A 14,908-nucleotide genomic window follows, 5' to 3' on the forward strand; every position below is an offset into this window, starting at 1 on the left:
ACAATTCGCTCACAATTTCCTTGATCGAAGCGGGTATTGCATTCGCAAACCCGCGAAGACGTACATTCACACCGCATCCAGACATGAGACTGCGTCCCTATGAGCTCGATACGGCGGGAATCACATGACCGCTAGTCCCCAATCCGCCGGCCCCGCGGCGGCCAGAAACGGCCCGCGGTTGTCGCGGCAACCCATGCTGGCAGCCACCGTGGCACTCGTGGCGGGGCTGCTCGCTACGCTCGCGACCTTGTGGGTCGTGCAGCAGGAACTCTCGCATGCCGGAGAAACGCGCTTCGAGCAGCGCACGACGCGCGTCACCGCAGTCCTTCAGCAGAAACTCGCAGCCAGCGCCGCCGTGCTGAACGGCGCACGCGGGCTGATGGGTGCCGTCCCGGCGCCCACGTCGGCCGCATGGCGCGAATATGTCAACCGGCTCGATCTCGAGGGCGGCCGCTCGCCCGTACGCGTGCTGGGCTACGCCGACGTGCGCGGCCGCACCTTCCCCGGCGCCGCGTCCGAAGCATCCGCGCCCCTCACGGCTACGCTCGTCGCCCCCGCGGCCGAAGACGCCCCGGCTTTCGCGCTGCCCAATACGCCTGACAGCCGCGTCGCGCTTTCGCGCGCGGTGGAATCGGCGCAGGTAGCGCTGGCCGCGCCTGGCCCCGGCCAAGGGCCGCAGGACAACGCCGACGAGCGCCCCCCGCTGTGGCTCTATCTGGCGGTGTACGGCACCCCGGCCACGCCGGCAACGGCCACGGACCGGCAGGCCCACCTCGCCGGCATCCTGTTCGCCCGGCTCGACCCCGACCGCCTGTTCGACCCCGCCCGCTTCGGCGAGCGCGGCCTCGACCTGCAGGTCTACACGGGCCAGGCGTCCGCGCCCGTCTTCGCGACCGCGAGCGGCGACGAAGAGAACACGTCGTCCACGAACGCGCTGCATCGCTCCACCGTGCTCTCGTTCGGCGGCACGACGTTTACGCTGGCCTGGTCGGCGGCCGGCAGTGCGGCTGCGGCCGCCAACGCCAGCGTGGAGACGACGGTAGCGGTGGCCGGCGTGGTCGCTTCGCTCGTGCTCGCAGCGCTCGTCCTCGTGCTCGCGCGCCTCTATGCCGACTCGCGCAAGGTGGCGGGCGAATCGCGCACCCAGTCGACGCTCAACGAGGCCCGCATGATGGGCATCATTCGCTCGTCGATGGAGGCCATCATCACTATCGACGAATCGCAGCGCATAGTGATCTTCAATCCCGCGGCGGAACGCGTGTTCGGTTGTTCCGCGATGGACGCCATCGGCGCCCCGCTGGCGCGCTTTCTGCCCGAGCGGTTCCGCGAAGGCCATGCGCGGCACGTCGAGCAGTTCGGCGTGACAGGCGTCTCCGACCGTCAGATGGGCCGCCAGCGCGTGCTGTATGGCCTGCGCGCGAACGGCGAGGAATTCCCCATCGAAGCCTCGATCTCGCAGATCCGCGACGCCACCGGCAAGCTCTATACGGTGATGCTGCGCGACGTGACCGAGCGCGTGCGCGCTGAAAACGATCTCAAGCAGTCGCGCGAGGAATTGCGCGAACTCTCCGCCAACCTCCAAAACGTGCGCGAAGAGGAAAAGACCCGCATCGCGCGCGAGTTGCACGACGATCTGGGCCAGCAGCTCACCGCCCTGAAAATGGATCTCTCCGCGCTGGAACACATGGTGGGGCCCGATTCCGGCGCAAGCACCGACACGCTGGAGCAGCTTCGCAGCATGCGGCGGCTCATCGACGCCACCGTGGCTTCCGTGCGCCGCATTGCCGCCGACCTGCGTCCCGTGATGCTCGACGACCTGGGCCTGTTGCCCGCCATCGACTGGCTCGCGGGCGACTTCACACACCGCTACGGCATCGAGGTGGACCGGCGCATCGCCCCCGGCGACACGAATTTCTCGCGCACGAGCGCGACCACGCTCTTTCGCATCGTCCAGGAAGCCCTCACCAATGTCGCCAAGCATGCCGAGGCCACGCGCGTGGAACTCATGCTGCGCGTGGAGGGCAACTTCTGCGTGCTGCGCGTGAGCGATAACGGACGCGGCAGCCACCCTGCCGGCGCAGACGGCGCCAACGCCCCGGGCAGTACCCACTTTGCGAATGGGACGAACGGTCGCGCCGGCAAGTCGTTCGGTATCATCGGCATTCGCGAGCGCGCCCATATGCTGGGCGGCTCGGTTGCGATCGACACGGCCGACGGCAAGGGCTTCGCCCTCACCGTCACCTTCCCTCGCGAGGCCGTGCAACAGGAAGAGACACTTTCATGATCAAGGTACTGATCGCCGACGACCATACGCTGGTACGCGACGGGCTGCGCCATATCCTGCAGAACGCCAGCGGCTTCGAGGTGGCCGGCGAAGCGTGGGACGGCGCGACGACGATTGCGCTCACACGCTCCACCGAAGCGCAGGTGCTCGTGCTCGACCTTTCCATGCCGGGGCGCAACGGCGTCGAACTGATCCGGCAGATCAAGGACGAGAAACCGAATCTGCGCATTCTCGTGCTCACCATGCATGCCGAGCAGCAATACGCGGTGCGTGCGTTCAAGGCGGGTGCGTCGGGCTATCTCACGAAGGAAAGTGCCAGCACGGAGCTTGTTTCCGCGGTGACGAAGGTGGCCGCGGGCGGTGTCTACGTGAGCCTCGCCATGGCCGAGCGCTTCGCGCAGAGCCTCAACGAGCCCGCGGACACGCTGCCGCACCAGCGCCTCTCCGACCGCGAGTTCGACGTGTTCCGCCGCATCGCGGCGGGCCAGAGCATCTCCGAAATCGCGCAGGAGCTATGCGTGAGCGCGAAGACCGTGAGCACCTATAAAACGCGCATTCTCGAAAAGATGCAGATGCCGCACGAAGCCGCGCTGGTGCGCTATGCGATGCGGCACAAGCTGTTCGACGACAACGACGAAGTCTGACGAAAACCGCAAGGCGCGAAGGTATGCCCTGCGTCGTCGCTTTGCGTTCTGCTGCCCACTCTCCTGCCGTTGCGCGGGCAACCTGTTCCGGTTCGTTTCACGCTCGCCTGCGCAACGCTCCTCAAGGCGCTCATAAAAGCGCTGATTAAAAGACCGACTAGAAAGACCGACTAAAAAGATCGACCAAAGCGCTGATGAATCGCGCATGAAGCGCAGTAAAGCGCGAGCCAGCCGAACGGCGGCATATCGCCGCATTCAAGGCCTCACAGGGCACACCGGCCGCCCGGCAAACACCCCGCCCGCTGTAGGAATCGACCTACACGCATTCCTTCCGCCCTACTGAAAGTTCAACCGTCGCCGATTTAAATTCCGTGAATCGCAGACCATACTTGCACCCATGAAATCAGAACGGTCCGCCAAGCTGAAAGTCTTCCTCGCGGAAGACTCGGTACCGGTGAGACGAAGAATCTCGCTCTCGCTCGGCAGGATCGACGGAGTGTGCGTGGTGGGAGAAGCGGAAGACGTATCCGCCGCGCTCGAAGGAATTGCAACATCCTGCCCGGATCTCGTGATCGCCGATCTACGGCTCGCGCAAGGCAACGGCCTCCAACTGATTGAAGCCGTTACCGCAGCGAACCAGCCTGTGGTCACGATGATGTTGACGAATCACGCAGGTCCGGCATTTCGCGAAGCAAGCCTCGCGGCGGGAGCGCAGTACTTCTTCGACAAGACAGCCGAATTCGAAGAAGCCCGCAGCGCCGTTGAAGCAATTGCCCGCACGCATCGCACGCGTGCTGTCGCCTAGGAGATTGACATGTATTCGAGTACCGCCTGCGACGTAGCTGTTTCGTCTGGCTCGCCCCACACCGGCTATCAGACGTACCCGATTGCCCCTGTCGACGCACCGGCCGATACGCGTGCCGACACCGCCAAGCGCGCCGTGACGCGCTGCTCCACCTGCTCGATGCGCGCCATCTGCCTGCCGCCCAGCCTGACCACGGCGGAGCTCGAACGGCTCGACTCGATCATCTGCACCACGCGCAACGTGCGCCGCGGCGAAGCGCTGTATCGCGGCAACGATGCGTTCCAGAGCATCTACGCGGTGCGCGTCGGTTCGTTCAAGACCGTGGTGATTCATCGCGATGGCCGCGAGCAGGTCACGGGCTTCCAGATTGCCGGCGATGCGATGGGCCTCGACGGTGTCTACGCGGGCCGCCACAGCTGCGACGCCGTCGCGCTGGAAGACAGCCAGGTCTGCATCATTCCCTTCGGCCTGCTCGAAGTGGTGTGCCGCGAAGTGAAGTCGATGCAGCATCACGTGCACCAGATGATGAGCGGCGAGATCGTCCGCGAGTCGGGCCTCATGATGCTGCTGGGCACGATGAGCGCGGAGCAACGCCTCGCCACGTTCCTGCTGAATCTGTCGAGCCGCTTCAAGTCGCGTGGCTACTCGGCCTCCGAATTCCACCTGCGCATGACGCGCGAAGAAATTGGCTGCTACCTGGGCATGAAGCTCGAAACGGTCAGCCGGATGTTCTCGAAGTTCCAGCGCGAGAAGCTCGTCGATACGCACGGCAAGCAGATCCGCATCACGAATATGGAAGGACTGGCCCGCGTGTGAGCGTTGCACGCGGCAGTACGCAGCATGTCTGTTGGCCGCGCATGACAGTGCGGCCAATGTTGAGGACGTAAGGTTAGCCGGATGGTTCCGGCGAATGAGTGGGTGCAAGTGCCTCGAAAGAGGTGTGTGCTTTGACGGCGCAGCAATGCGCCGTCTTTTTTTTGGGCTGTTTGATTTTGTCGGCCGCGATTTGCGCGATGCGCCGTATCGCCGGCCACCATCACCCCCGCCCAATCACTCGCCGCTTGCCGCGTGAAACCCGAGGTATTCGTGCAGGTCGGGCAAGGCGTCCGGTGCGCGTGCCTCTGCATCGACGGAAGCCAACGTGTCACGTGTGCTGCGACGGTTCGAAATCAAGATCCACGATGCCGGGTTCGCATCTTCGCCAACGACTTCGTCCTCGCGCATTGCCGCAGCGATTGCATTCGCCATCGGCTCGCGCCCCGGCGCGATCACCACAAAGCCCTCGTTCGCCAACGCCGCCGTGCGCACGCCCAGCACGTCGCAGAGTTTGCGTTTGGCTCCGACGTCGTGGATATCGGCCTCGCGGAAAGCCTCGATAGTCGCCACGAGCGACGGGTCCGCATAACGCCCCGCCACTTCGAGCACGGGATGACGTTCATCCCATGCCTCGGGCGGACACAGTTTGGCGGCCGGCTGAAGCTCGATGAACGGATTGATCTCCGCCGGATAAATGCGACACACGCGCGGCCGGCGATCGTACGCACCGCAGCGCAGGTCGGCTTGCAAATGCGGGCACGGCCCGTCGAACGCGGCCACGACGGTCACGATTACGCGTAACGGCAGCGTGCCGCTCATCGCCGGGAAGGAACGCCTGAACTTGTAGGCCGCGAGGCGATCGTCGGCGGCCGGCTCGACGGGCCACGGAATCGCGTCGCAGAGCAACTGCGTTTCTCCGCCGTCGCGCAGCCAGCCCGCCGCTTCGGCAAGGCTCAACGGAAGACGCAGATCCCGGCAGCAGCGGCCGCACATCGTGCAGGAGAAATGTGAGGGCATGGCGGTCCAATTCGGGAATGACAGGCGGGCAGGGCTCTGGCGCGAAGCGTACTACGTGTGGCGGGATCGCGCTGCCGGCAGGACAAGGCCGGGCAAAACGCCAGACTGCTGCCATTCGGCTGGGGCTGATCTGGGGACAACTGGTGCTGTCTGGTGCCGCGCAGCATAGGGCCTGAGGCCCGGCCAGCTTCGGCGGCCCCTGCCACCTTCACTCCTGCCACACGATGCAGCCTAAACTACGGCATCCCGCCAGCCCACTCACTGTCCGAAGACGCATGCCCGCCCGATCAGACCGTCGTGCCGCCTCGCCTGCTTTGTGTCCTGCTTCGGCAACCGACGGCGCCCTCGAAGACCCCGCCCTGCTCCGCCGCCTGCTGCGCGCCAAAGACCGCATGGACGCCGCCTCGCACGAGGCCTGGCCCGTCGGGCGTCTTGCGCAGGTCAGCGGCGTCTCCGAGGCCCACTTCGCGCGCTCGTTCAAGCGTGCCTTCGGCGTGCCGCCGCACCGCTATCTGCTCACGCGTCGCATCGAGCAGGCCATCGCCCTGCTGCGCGACACCGAACTGAGCGTCACCGAGATCGCCTTCGCCACGGGCTGGGAGAGCCTCGGCACGTTCGGACGCGTGTTTCGCGATGTCACGGGCCAAAGCCCCGGCACCCTGCGCGCCGCGACACGCACGGAGCCGGCCAGCACGCGCGAACTGGAGCGCATCCCCGCCTGCGTGCTGAAGGCCGCGCAGCGTCCCGACCTCACCATCGCAGTTTTGGAGAAGCGCCGCCGCGCGGCCGGCGCTACATTCGCGCCATCTACCCAGGAGGAGGAGGCGTCATGAATCAGGGCATCAACGTGGTGGGCCTTTACGTCGACAACCAGGACGAAGCGCTCGCGTTCTACGTCGACAAACTCGGCTTTCGCGTGCATACGGACGTAAGCAACGGCCCGTACCGCTGGCTCACGGTGCAGCACCCTGACCAGCCGTCGTTCCAGCTGGGTCTGTTTCTGCCTGGGCCGCCCATCCACGACGCCGCCACCGCGCAAACCTTGCTCGCCATGGTGGCCAAGGGCGCCATGCCGCCGCTCGTGCTTTCCGTCGACGACTGCCGGGCCAGCTACACGCAACTCAAAGCCCGCGGCGTGGAGTTCACCCAGGAACCGGTGGACCGCTTCGGCAGCGTGGACGCCGGCTTTCGCGACCCCGCCGGCAACGGCTGGAAGATAATTCAGGCGGCAAAAAGCACCGTCTGAGCGCGGGCCGTGCCGATGTGGCCCGCAGTGCCGGGCCGGGCCGGGCCGGGCCGGGCCGGACCAGGCCACGCCACGCCGCGTGGCGCTGCGCCAAGCCAGGCGCCAGGCCCCGCCGGGCCATGCCGGGCCATACCGCCCGCCCACGGGGCCATACCGCGCCAGCTACAGGCCTGACGCGCCGCGGCGGAACAGGCCTTGCTGCCTTCGTCGGGGTATCTACACCGCGGAGGACGCCATGCACGCACGCCTCTCGCAGCCCGCGGCGCTGACCGGTCACGCATCGCTCGTCGCGGCCGCCGTGCTGCTCGGCACGCTCTATGCCGGCAGTACCCTCGTCACGCCGCTCTACCCGCTTTATCAGCGCGCGTTCGGCTTGTCCGACCTGACCATCACGCTCGTCTATGCGACGTATGTGGTGGGCAATCTGGGCGCGCTGCTCGCAATGGGACGCGTGTCCGACCAGGCCGGCCGGCGGCCCGTGAGCCTGCTGGTGCTCGCCGTGGGCGGCACGAGTGCGCTGCTGTTCCTGCTGGCCATCCATCCCGCGCTGCTTTTCATCGCGCGGGCCGCGAGCGGCCTCGCCATCGGCGTGGGCGCGGCGACGGCAACCGCGTGGATCGCCGACCTGCACTCGGCCAAAGACAAGGCGCCAGCGAGCCGGCTCGCCGCAGCCGTCAACCTGGCCGGTCTCGCCGGTGGCGTGGCGGTGGCGGGCCTGCTCGCGCAATTCGCGCCGTGGCCGCTGCGCACCGTCTACGGGGTCTACCTGCTGATCCTGTTCGTGACCGCCGCGCTCACCCTGCGCACGCGCGAGACCGTCGAGCACTCGACGCACGCCAGCCAGCCGCTGTCTTTCAGGCCCCGTATCGGCGTGCCTGGGCAAGCGCGCGCCGCGTTCGTGGCACCCGCTGTCACGGCGTTCGCCACCTTCGCGCTGCTCGGCTTCTACGCCGCGCTGCTGCCCAACCTGCTCGCGAACAGCATGCACGTGCATAGCCCCGCACTCAGCGGCGCCGTGGTGGCCGAACTGTTTGCAGTGGGCGCGGCCACAGTCGTCCTGACGCCCACGCTCACGGCCCGTGCCACGATGTTCGCCGGCTTGTGGCTGCTCCCGCCGAGCCTCGCGCTGCTGCTGTGGGCGCAGGTGGCCGGATCGATCGCGGTGCTGATCGGGGCGACCGCCCTATGCGGGATCGCCTCCGCCTACGGATTTCGCGGCAGCCTCCAGGAGGTCAACCGCATCGCGCCGCCGGAGCATCGCGCTGAACTGCTGTCGGCGTATCTGTTGTGCTGCTATAGCGGCAATTCGCTGCCGGCGGTGGGCGTGGCGGTGCTGTCGAGGTACGTAGGACACCTCTGGGCGGACGGGATTTTTGCGGCGGTTTCGGTGGGGCTGGTCGGGGTGGCGTTGGGGGTGGGCAGGCGCAGGTGAGACGAGGCGCGGTTCGTGTGTCGGCCTGATGGCGAAACTGCGTAGAATCCCGATCCATCACGTTCGACGCACACAACGAGACCATCGATGGACCCCGCACAATCGAATCTGCCCTTGGGCGCCGACCGATACCAGACGGCGGTCTCGCTTTATTCGAGCGGCAACGTAGCCGCGGCGTTGAGCGCACTCGAACCGGTGCTCGAAGCGGGCGTGCCCGATGGCGCTGAGCGGGCGCAAGCGTTGAATCTGGCCGCGGCTTGCGCATTGCATCTGGATCACAAGCTCGATGCCGAACGCTATTGGCGGATGGCGATCGAAGCCGACCCGCACTGCGCTCAAGCGCATTACAACCTGGGCGTGCTGCTGCATGGTCTCGATCGATCTGCCGAGGCGCAGACGTGCTACCGCGCGGCGCTGGCGGTGCGCCCCGACTACCTCGAGGCGCACCACAATCTGTGTGCCTTGCTGAAGACGTGCGGCCGCTTGCCGGATGCCGAGGCCGCCTGCCGCCAGGCACTTTCGCTGTTTCCCGATCATCCGGTTCTGCTTCACAGTCTCGGGACGGTGCTCGTCGAACTAGAGCGCTTGCAGGAAGCGGAAGCCACCTACCGGAAAGCGCTCGCAATCGACCCCCACTACGCCGATGCCCGGTGCAAGCTCGGCGCGCTGCTGTTGAGCCTCGGCCGGTTCGAAGAAGGCTGGCCGCTATTCGAAGCCCGCTACGACGCCGCTTTGACGGACCGGACCGCGGCGCCGCCCGGCGTTGCCTACGCGCAATGGCAGGGGCAATCGCTGCAAGGCAAGGCCGTGCTCGTCTGGCAGGAACAGGGCTTCGGCGACATGATCCAGTTCGGGCGCTATCTGTCGTTGCTGAAAGCGCGCGGCGCGGCGTGGATCACGCTCGCCTGCGCGCCGGCGCTGCACCGGTTGTTCCGCAGCCTGCCGGGGATCGACGCAGTGGTCGATGGCCATTCCGATCTTGCGCGCGCCCCGTACGACTACTGGACGTTGCCGCTCAGCATCGCGCATCTTGCCGGCACCACGCTCGGGTCCATTCCCCCCGCCGCGTACCTGCAGCCGGATGCGGCGCTCGTCGAGACATGGCGGGCTCGGGTGGCGCCGCTGAAGGGACTCAAAATCGGCCTCGTCTGGAAAGGCCATGCCGGTCACGGCAATGATCGCAACCGGTCCCTGCCCTCGCTCGAAACGTTGCGGCCGTTGCTGAACGTGCCGGGCGTCAGCTTCGTGAGTTTGCAGAAAGGCCAAGGGGAAGCCGAGGTGAGCGCGCTCGAGGGCCGCCCCTTCGTGCTCGATGCCGCACCGGACATCACCGATTTCGCCGATAGTGCGGCGCTCATCGCGCAGCTCGATCTGGTGATCAGCGTAGACACCGCGGTCGCGCATCTTGCCGGTTCGTTGGGCAAGCCGTGCTGGGTCATGCTTCCGGCGCTGGGGCTCGACTGGCGATGGGTGCGCGGGCGAACGGATTCGCCCTGGTATCCGGGAACGATGCGCTTGTTCAGGCAAGCGGAGCCGGGACAGTGGACACCCGTGGTCGAACAGATCGCCGCGGCATGCCTGGATGCTGCCGCGGGGTATGCGGCGGCGTCCCATCCCCAGGGCGTTTGACTGCAAGTTCAGGGCGGTCCCCGGCCCATCGAGCTTGCCGCGGCTATCGAGTTTTTAAGCGAAGCAGGCCGCGCCTGCCACGCTCACCTCATCACCAACACCGCCGCCCCCGAAACGCGCCCCGCTCTCAAATCGTCCAGCGCCTGGTTCGCGTCCGTTAGCGCGTACGGCGTTGTCTCGATGGCGAGCGGCACTGCGCCGGCAATGCGCATGAAGGCCTGGCCGTCTTCGCGCGTGAGATTCGCCACCGACACCACACGCCGCTCGCCCCACAGGAACGCGTAGGGAAACGAGGGGATGTCGCTCATATGGATGCCGCCGCAGACCACCGTGCCGCCCTTCACCACCGCTTGCAACGCGAGCGGGACGAGTGCGCCCACGGGCGCGAAGATCAGCGCGGCGTCGAGCGGCGCGGGCGGCGTCTCCTCGCTGCCACCCGTCCATACGGCCCCCAGACGCTGCGCGAGCCCCTGGGCGGCAGCGTCGCCGCTGCGCGTGAACGCATAGACTTCGCGGCCTTGATGGCGCACCACCTGCGCAACGATGTGCGCCGCCGCGCCGAAGCCGTAGATGCCGATACGTTGCGCGTCGCCCGCCATGCTCAACGTGCGATAGCCGATCAGTCCCGCGCAGAGAAGCGGCGCGGCTTCGACGTCGCTGTAGCGCTCGGGCAGATGGAAACAGTAGCGGCTGTCGGCGACGGTGCGCTCGGCATAGCCGCCGTCGAGCGTATAGCCCGTGAAGCGCGGATCGTCGCAGAGGTTCTCGCGGTGCGCGAGGCAATAGCGGCAATGTCCGCAGGTATGCCCAACCCACGGCACGCCCACGCGGTCGCCCACGGCGAAGCCCGTTACGCCCTCGCCCAACGCGGCCACGGTGCCCACGATTTCGTGGCCAGGAATGACGGGCCGTTTCGGTTCGGTGAGCTCGCCATCGACAACGTGCAGGTCGGTACGGCACACGCCGCACGCGTGGATGTCGATCAGCAGTTGCCCGGCTTCGGGCACCGGGTCGGGCAACGACATTTCCTTGAGATACGGTCCTGAGCCGTCGAATACCATCGCGCGCACGCTGTCTCTCCTTCGCTGACCTGCATCAACTCCGCCCCCACCGCGCGCTGCGACGATAAATCGAATGGCGGCGCGGTGCCTGCGTGCATGCGGCGGCTTCGCATTCCGCTCGTTGCACTCATTGCGAAGATTCCGCACGTTCCGCTCATCTTCCGTATCAGCCGAGGGAGGCCGCAGATGGACCATGTTACGCGTTCCGCCGCGTGGGATGTCGACGAACAACGGCTCGCACCGTCCGCCGGCGTCGAAGAAAAGTTGCGCTTCGCGCTCCAGTACGCAGTGCTCGCGCCGTCGAGCCACAACACGCAGCCCTGGCGCTTCATCGTGGACCGCGACGCGGTGACGCTATGCGCCGACCGCCTGCGCGCGCTGCCCGTCGTGGATCCCTTCGACCGCGAACTCATCATCAGTTGCGGCGCGGCGCTCTTCAATCTGCGCGTGGCGCTGCAGCACTTCGGCCTCGCTTACGCGATCACGGTGTTTCCGTCGCATGCCGACCCCGACGTGCTGGCCCACGTGCGCATCGTGCCCGGCGGCCATCGCGATGCCTCGCTCGAGGCGCTCTTTCCCGCCATCGTGCGACGCATGACGACGCGCGCCGCGTTCGCCGACGAACCGGTCCCGCCCGCCGCGCAGCGCCGTTTGATCGAAGCCGGCGCGGCCGAGGGTGCGGACGTCGCGTGCATCGACGCCCCCGCGGAGCGCGAGCGCATTGCCGAACTCATCGCCGATGCCGACCGCGTTCAGTTCGCGGACGCGCGCTTTCGCCGCGAACTGGCGAGCTGGGTGCATCCGCGCCGCAGCGACGACGGCATGCCGGCCTATGCGGCGGGCGTGCCCGCGCTGCTCGACGTCGCGGCGCCGCTCTTGACCTCGGTGATTCGCACCTTCGACGTGGGCGGCGGCATGGCCGCGGCGCATCACCGGCTCGTGGAAGGCTCGCCGCTCCTCGTGGCCCTCTCCACCGGCGCCGACAACGCCGAAGCGTGGCTCGCCACGGGCCAGGCGCTCGAACGCCTGCTGCTGACCGCGGTCCACGAGGGCTACACCGCGTCGTATCTGAACCAGCCCATCGAAACGCCGGAGCTGCGCGAGCGGCTGCGGGCGGCGCTCGGCACGACGTCCACGCCGCAGCTGTTGCTGCGCATCGGCCGCGGCCCCGATGCCATGCACGCACCGCGGCGGCCGCTTGCCGACGTGGTGTCGTGAGGGCATCGCGCAACGTCGCGGCTTGCCGGCTCAATGTCGGCTCAATGTCGGATCAAGGCCGGCTCGATGTCAGGTTGAGGCCGGCGCCAGGCCGCTTCAGGGCAACTTCAGGGCACTTTCAAGGCACCTTCAGGGCACCTTCGGGCCGGCTCCAACGCGCGCCTTCGCCGCGCCACAACCGCCTTGACGCGCATCAATGACTGAACCGGCGTCCCTTTTAGACTGGATCCGGAATCGAGCGTCATTGAGGAGCATGAGACATGAAGGCCACATACAAGAACATGAGCGCTTGCGCGGCGTTGCTCGCGGGCTTTGCAGGTCTGGCAGGGCTTGCCGGCAGCGGCGCGGCGCACGCGCAGCAAACGAAGCGGATGGCCGAACCCACTGAGCTGGTCGATCAGCAGCACTGCATGTTCTGCCATACGTCGGACTCGCCGTTTCTCGCGCCTTCGTTTCATCAGATCGCCGAACGCTATCGCAAGGTGCCCGACGCCACCGTGATGCTCGAACAGAAGCTGCGCCTGGGCGGCCGCGCCCATTGGGGCGACACGCCGATGCCGTTGCCGCCCGAGCGCGGCGGTCCGCTTTCGCCCGAGGACGCCCATACGCTGATCCAATGGGTCATGACGCAGTAGGCGCACTGCACGCCCACCACTGGAGAGAACGCCATGCGCATCACCATCCATCTCGACACGTTCGACAGCACCGATCCCGCGGTCTACGCGATCCTCTGGCTCGACAACGAGGCGCGCAAGTGGTCGCGCGAAGGGCACGCCGGCATGCATCTTCCCGAGTGGGGGAACCTGGCCACGACAGACGGCACGACGCGCATCGCAGACCCTGCGACAGAGCGCGTGCTCTGCGAACTCGAAGGGCTCGATCTGGGCGCGGCGAATGGTCCGTTCGAAGGTGAAACCGGGCGCGTGCTGTGGCACCGGCATTCGCACCACCCGGCCGTGAGCGGCCACTGGCACGTGCAATGCGTCGACGAGATGAAGACAGCGCCGGAAAGCGGCCTGTTCGCAGGGCCGGTCTGACTGCCGCTATCTTTCGCCTCCTGTCGTTACGCCTGTCGTTAGTCCTGTTGTTACATCAAGCGGCGAATCGGATGGAGAGGGGCTAACCGCCCCTTCGCGTTGCCGCTCTGTCGCGCGCCGCCGCGGCGCTACCGCTTCCCCGACTCCAACTCCAACTGCTCCAGTTGCTTCTCGGCTTCGTCGAAAGCCTGCCTGACCGCCGTATTGGGATCGTCGCTCGTGCAATGACGCACGGGCTTCAGTTCGTGAGAAGGCGTGATCAGATCGAGCCGCGCGTCGTAGCGTGGATGATCGCGATCGCCGTTCGAACGCATGAGTTCGATGGCGAGGTGGCAGCCCGCAAGCCCGCTCGCAAAGCGAAACAGGCGCACGAGCTGGGCACCGGCCTCTGCTTCTATCTGTGCCGATCCAGCAAAGCCGAGATAGACGATCTGCATGCCGATTCCCATGGTTACCTCCCGCCATTCGATGCGGCGCTCTGTTGCTGCTCATGAGGGCTGCTCATGAAGACTGCTCATGAAGGCCGTTCAAGCATTGGATCGAACGGTTGAGCGTTGTAGACATCATTGCCGCTCACGCGCTTTTCCCGTTGATATGTGTCAAGCAGGCGAATGCGCGCAGGGAACGTCCGCAGCGCCATGCGTGCGCGCAGCACGCGCGCCCACGTGCATGCGGTGAGCCCTTGACGACGATCAATCGCGCGCAACGGATGCCTCGTATCGTGGAATTCGCCGCCGGCATCGGCGCCGGCCACGAACCTTGAAAAGCTCATGTTGAAGAAGCGCCTTAGTTCAGCGCCCGCTGCGTCCAACCGGCGTGCGACGAGTGCAGTAGATGCCCACGCGCTGCCGCTCGGGCTGCCGGCGCGCGTGCGCCGGCTCGTGACGAGCCCCACGTATCTGCAAGCCGACGAAGACGCCGCCTTCCTGCAAAGCCCCGAAATGTGCGGCGTGCGGTTGCAGCTCGACTACTGGAAGACCGAGCAGCGGCTCCAACAGCAGGCCATCGAGCACACGGTCGTGGTGTACGGCAGCACGCGCATTGCGGCGCCCGCCGTCGCGCGGCGCCGGCTTGCCGAGGCGCGCGCGGCGGCGTCGGCGCAACCGGACGACGCCGAACAGGCGCGCGCCGTGAAAGTCGCCGAGCGCCTGCTCGCGCGCAGCCACTACTACGACGTGGCGCGCGAACTGGGCGAACTCGTGGGCAGCACCGCGGGCAGTTCGGTGCTACCCAAGCTCGCCATCATCACGGGCGGCGGGCCCGGCATCATGGAAGCCGCCAATCGCGGGGCCTTCGAGCAGCACGCGCCCAGCATCGGCCTCAACATCTCGCTGCCGAGGGAGCAATACCCCAACCCCTACGTCACGCCGGATCTGTGCTTTCGCTTCCACTACTTCGCGATCCGCAAGCTGCATCTGCTCGAGCGCGCGAAGGCGGGCGTCTTTTTCCCCGGCGGCTACGGCACCTGCGACGAACTCTTCGAAGTGCTCACGCTGCTGCAGACCGGCAAGATCCAGCCGCTGCCCGTCGTGCTCGTGGGCGAGGCGTACTGGCGTAACGTCGTCAACTTCGACTTCCTCGTGGACGAAGGCATGATCTCGGAGGCCGACACGAAGCTGTTCGTCTTCTGCGAAACAGCCGCCGACATCTGGGCCGCCATCATGCGCTGGCACGAGGCGGCAACGTGAAGCGGCGGCACGAACAGGCGGCATATAGCGG

16 protein-coding genes are annotated in these 14,908 nt (G+C 66.7%); 12 read left to right on the forward strand and 4 right to left on the reverse strand.

Going from position 1 to position 14,908, the window contains the following annotated elements:
• The first annotated feature begins 193 nt into the window (after positions 1-193).
• The 4 genes from P2869_RS24635 to fnr all read left to right on the forward strand — a co-directional run bounded on the left by P2869_RS24635 (position 194) and on the right by fnr (position 4,549).
• Positions 194-2,284, forward strand: a complete 2,091-nt coding sequence (locus P2869_RS24635) for a PAS domain S-box protein (RefSeq protein WP_277598223.1) — start codon at positions 194-196, stop codon at positions 2,282-2,284.
• A complete protein-coding gene (locus P2869_RS24640; RefSeq protein ID WP_017775735.1) occupies positions 2,281-2,928 on the forward strand; it encodes a response regulator transcription factor in 648 nt (215 codons plus the stop codon). Before P2869_RS24635 ends, P2869_RS24640 begins: the two co-directional genes overlap by 4 nt.
• A 397-nt stretch (positions 2,929-3,325) precedes the next feature.
• Positions 3,326-3,733 (forward strand): response regulator transcription factor, encoded by a 408-nt coding sequence (locus tag P2869_RS24645; protein WP_277598224.1) that lies wholly within the window; start codon positions 3,326-3,328, stop codon positions 3,731-3,733.
• Between the two features lie 9 nt (positions 3,734-3,742).
• Positions 3,743-4,549 carry a fumarate/nitrate reduction transcriptional regulator Fnr gene (gene fnr, locus P2869_RS24650; RefSeq protein ID WP_017775733.1) on the forward strand — a complete coding sequence of 269 codons (807 nt, stop codon included), beginning with the start codon at positions 3,743-3,745 and terminating at the stop codon, positions 4,547-4,549.
• 234 nt (positions 4,550-4,783) lie between these two features.
• Here fnr and P2869_RS24655 read toward each other — a convergent pair whose 3' ends face one another.
• Entirely contained in the window at positions 4,784-5,566 is a 783-nt protein-coding gene (locus P2869_RS24655; protein WP_277598225.1) for a YkgJ family cysteine cluster protein, read from the reverse strand.
• A 275-nt stretch (positions 5,567-5,841) separates the two neighbouring features.
• Between P2869_RS24655 and P2869_RS24660 the strand changes: the two genes are divergently transcribed.
• The 4 genes from P2869_RS24660 (at position 5,842) to P2869_RS24675 (ending at position 9,873) form a co-directional block, all read left to right on the forward strand.
• A complete protein-coding gene (locus tag P2869_RS24660; RefSeq protein WP_277598226.1) occupies positions 5,842-6,399 on the forward strand; it encodes an AraC family transcriptional regulator in 558 nt (185 codons plus the stop codon).
• Entirely contained in the window at positions 6,396-6,812 is a 417-nt protein-coding gene (locus tag P2869_RS24665) for a VOC family protein (protein WP_277598227.1), read from the forward strand. The genes P2869_RS24660 and P2869_RS24665 overlap by 4 nt, the downstream gene beginning before the upstream one ends.
• Before the next feature lie 235 nt (positions 6,813-7,047).
• Positions 7,048-8,244: an MFS transporter gene (locus P2869_RS24670; RefSeq protein WP_277598228.1), complete on the forward strand. Its 1,197-nt coding sequence runs from the start codon at positions 7,048-7,050 to the stop codon at positions 8,242-8,244.
• A 177-nt stretch (positions 8,245-8,421) separates the two neighbouring features.
• Positions 8,422-9,873, forward strand: a complete 1,452-nt coding sequence (locus P2869_RS24675) for a tetratricopeptide repeat-containing glycosyltransferase family protein (protein WP_277598229.1) — start codon at positions 8,422-8,424, stop codon at positions 9,871-9,873.
• 83 nt (positions 9,874-9,956) lie between these two features.
• On the opposite strand, the gene P2869_RS24680 is transcribed toward P2869_RS24675, so the two are convergent.
• Positions 9,957-10,943, reverse strand: a complete 987-nt coding sequence (locus P2869_RS24680; protein WP_277598230.1) for a zinc-dependent alcohol dehydrogenase family protein — start codon at positions 10,941-10,943, stop codon at positions 9,957-9,959.
• A 177-nt stretch (positions 10,944-11,120) separates the two neighbouring features.
• On the opposite strand from P2869_RS24680, the gene P2869_RS24685 reads away from it, so the two are divergent.
• From P2869_RS24685 to P2869_RS24695, 3 genes are all read left to right on the forward strand, one after another.
• Positions 11,121-12,152, forward strand: coding sequence for a nitroreductase family protein (locus P2869_RS24685; RefSeq protein ID WP_277598231.1), 1,032 nt, complete (start codon positions 11,121-11,123; stop codon positions 12,150-12,152).
• 260 nt (positions 12,153-12,412) lie between these two features.
• The gene (locus tag P2869_RS24690) at positions 12,413-12,787 is read left to right on the forward strand and encodes a c-type cytochrome (RefSeq protein ID WP_017775726.1); all 375 of its coding nucleotides are present in this window, start codon (positions 12,413-12,415) and stop codon (positions 12,785-12,787) included.
• Positions 12,788-12,820: 33 nt separating this feature from the next.
• Positions 12,821-13,189 carry a DUF3564 domain-containing protein gene (locus P2869_RS24695; protein WP_017775725.1) on the forward strand — a complete coding sequence of 123 codons (369 nt, stop codon included), beginning with the start codon at positions 12,821-12,823 and terminating at the stop codon, positions 13,187-13,189.
• Between the two features lie 128 nt (positions 13,190-13,317).
• On the opposite strand, the gene P2869_RS24700 is transcribed toward P2869_RS24695, so the two are convergent.
• Both P2869_RS24700 and P2869_RS24705 read right to left on the reverse strand, forming a co-directional pair.
• A complete protein-coding gene (locus P2869_RS24700; RefSeq protein ID WP_126877108.1) occupies positions 13,318-13,638 on the reverse strand; it encodes a hypothetical protein in 321 nt (106 codons plus the stop codon).
• 65 nt (positions 13,639-13,703) lie between these two features.
• Positions 13,704-13,943 (reverse strand): hypothetical protein, encoded by a 240-nt coding sequence (locus tag P2869_RS24705; RefSeq protein WP_277598232.1) that lies wholly within the window; start codon positions 13,941-13,943, stop codon positions 13,704-13,706.
• Between the two features lie 16 nt (positions 13,944-13,959).
• Between P2869_RS24705 and P2869_RS24710 the strand changes: the two genes are divergently transcribed.
• Positions 13,960-14,877, forward strand: coding sequence for a TIGR00730 family Rossman fold protein (locus tag P2869_RS24710; RefSeq protein ID WP_277598233.1), 918 nt, complete (start codon positions 13,960-13,962; stop codon positions 14,875-14,877).
• The last annotated feature ends 31 nt before the right edge of the window (positions 14,878-14,908 follow it).

Source organism: Paraburkholderia sp. SUR17 (genome assembly GCF_029536165.1).
Classification (GTDB): Bacteria; Pseudomonadota; Gammaproteobacteria; order Burkholderiales; family Burkholderiaceae; genus Paraburkholderia; species Paraburkholderia kururiensis.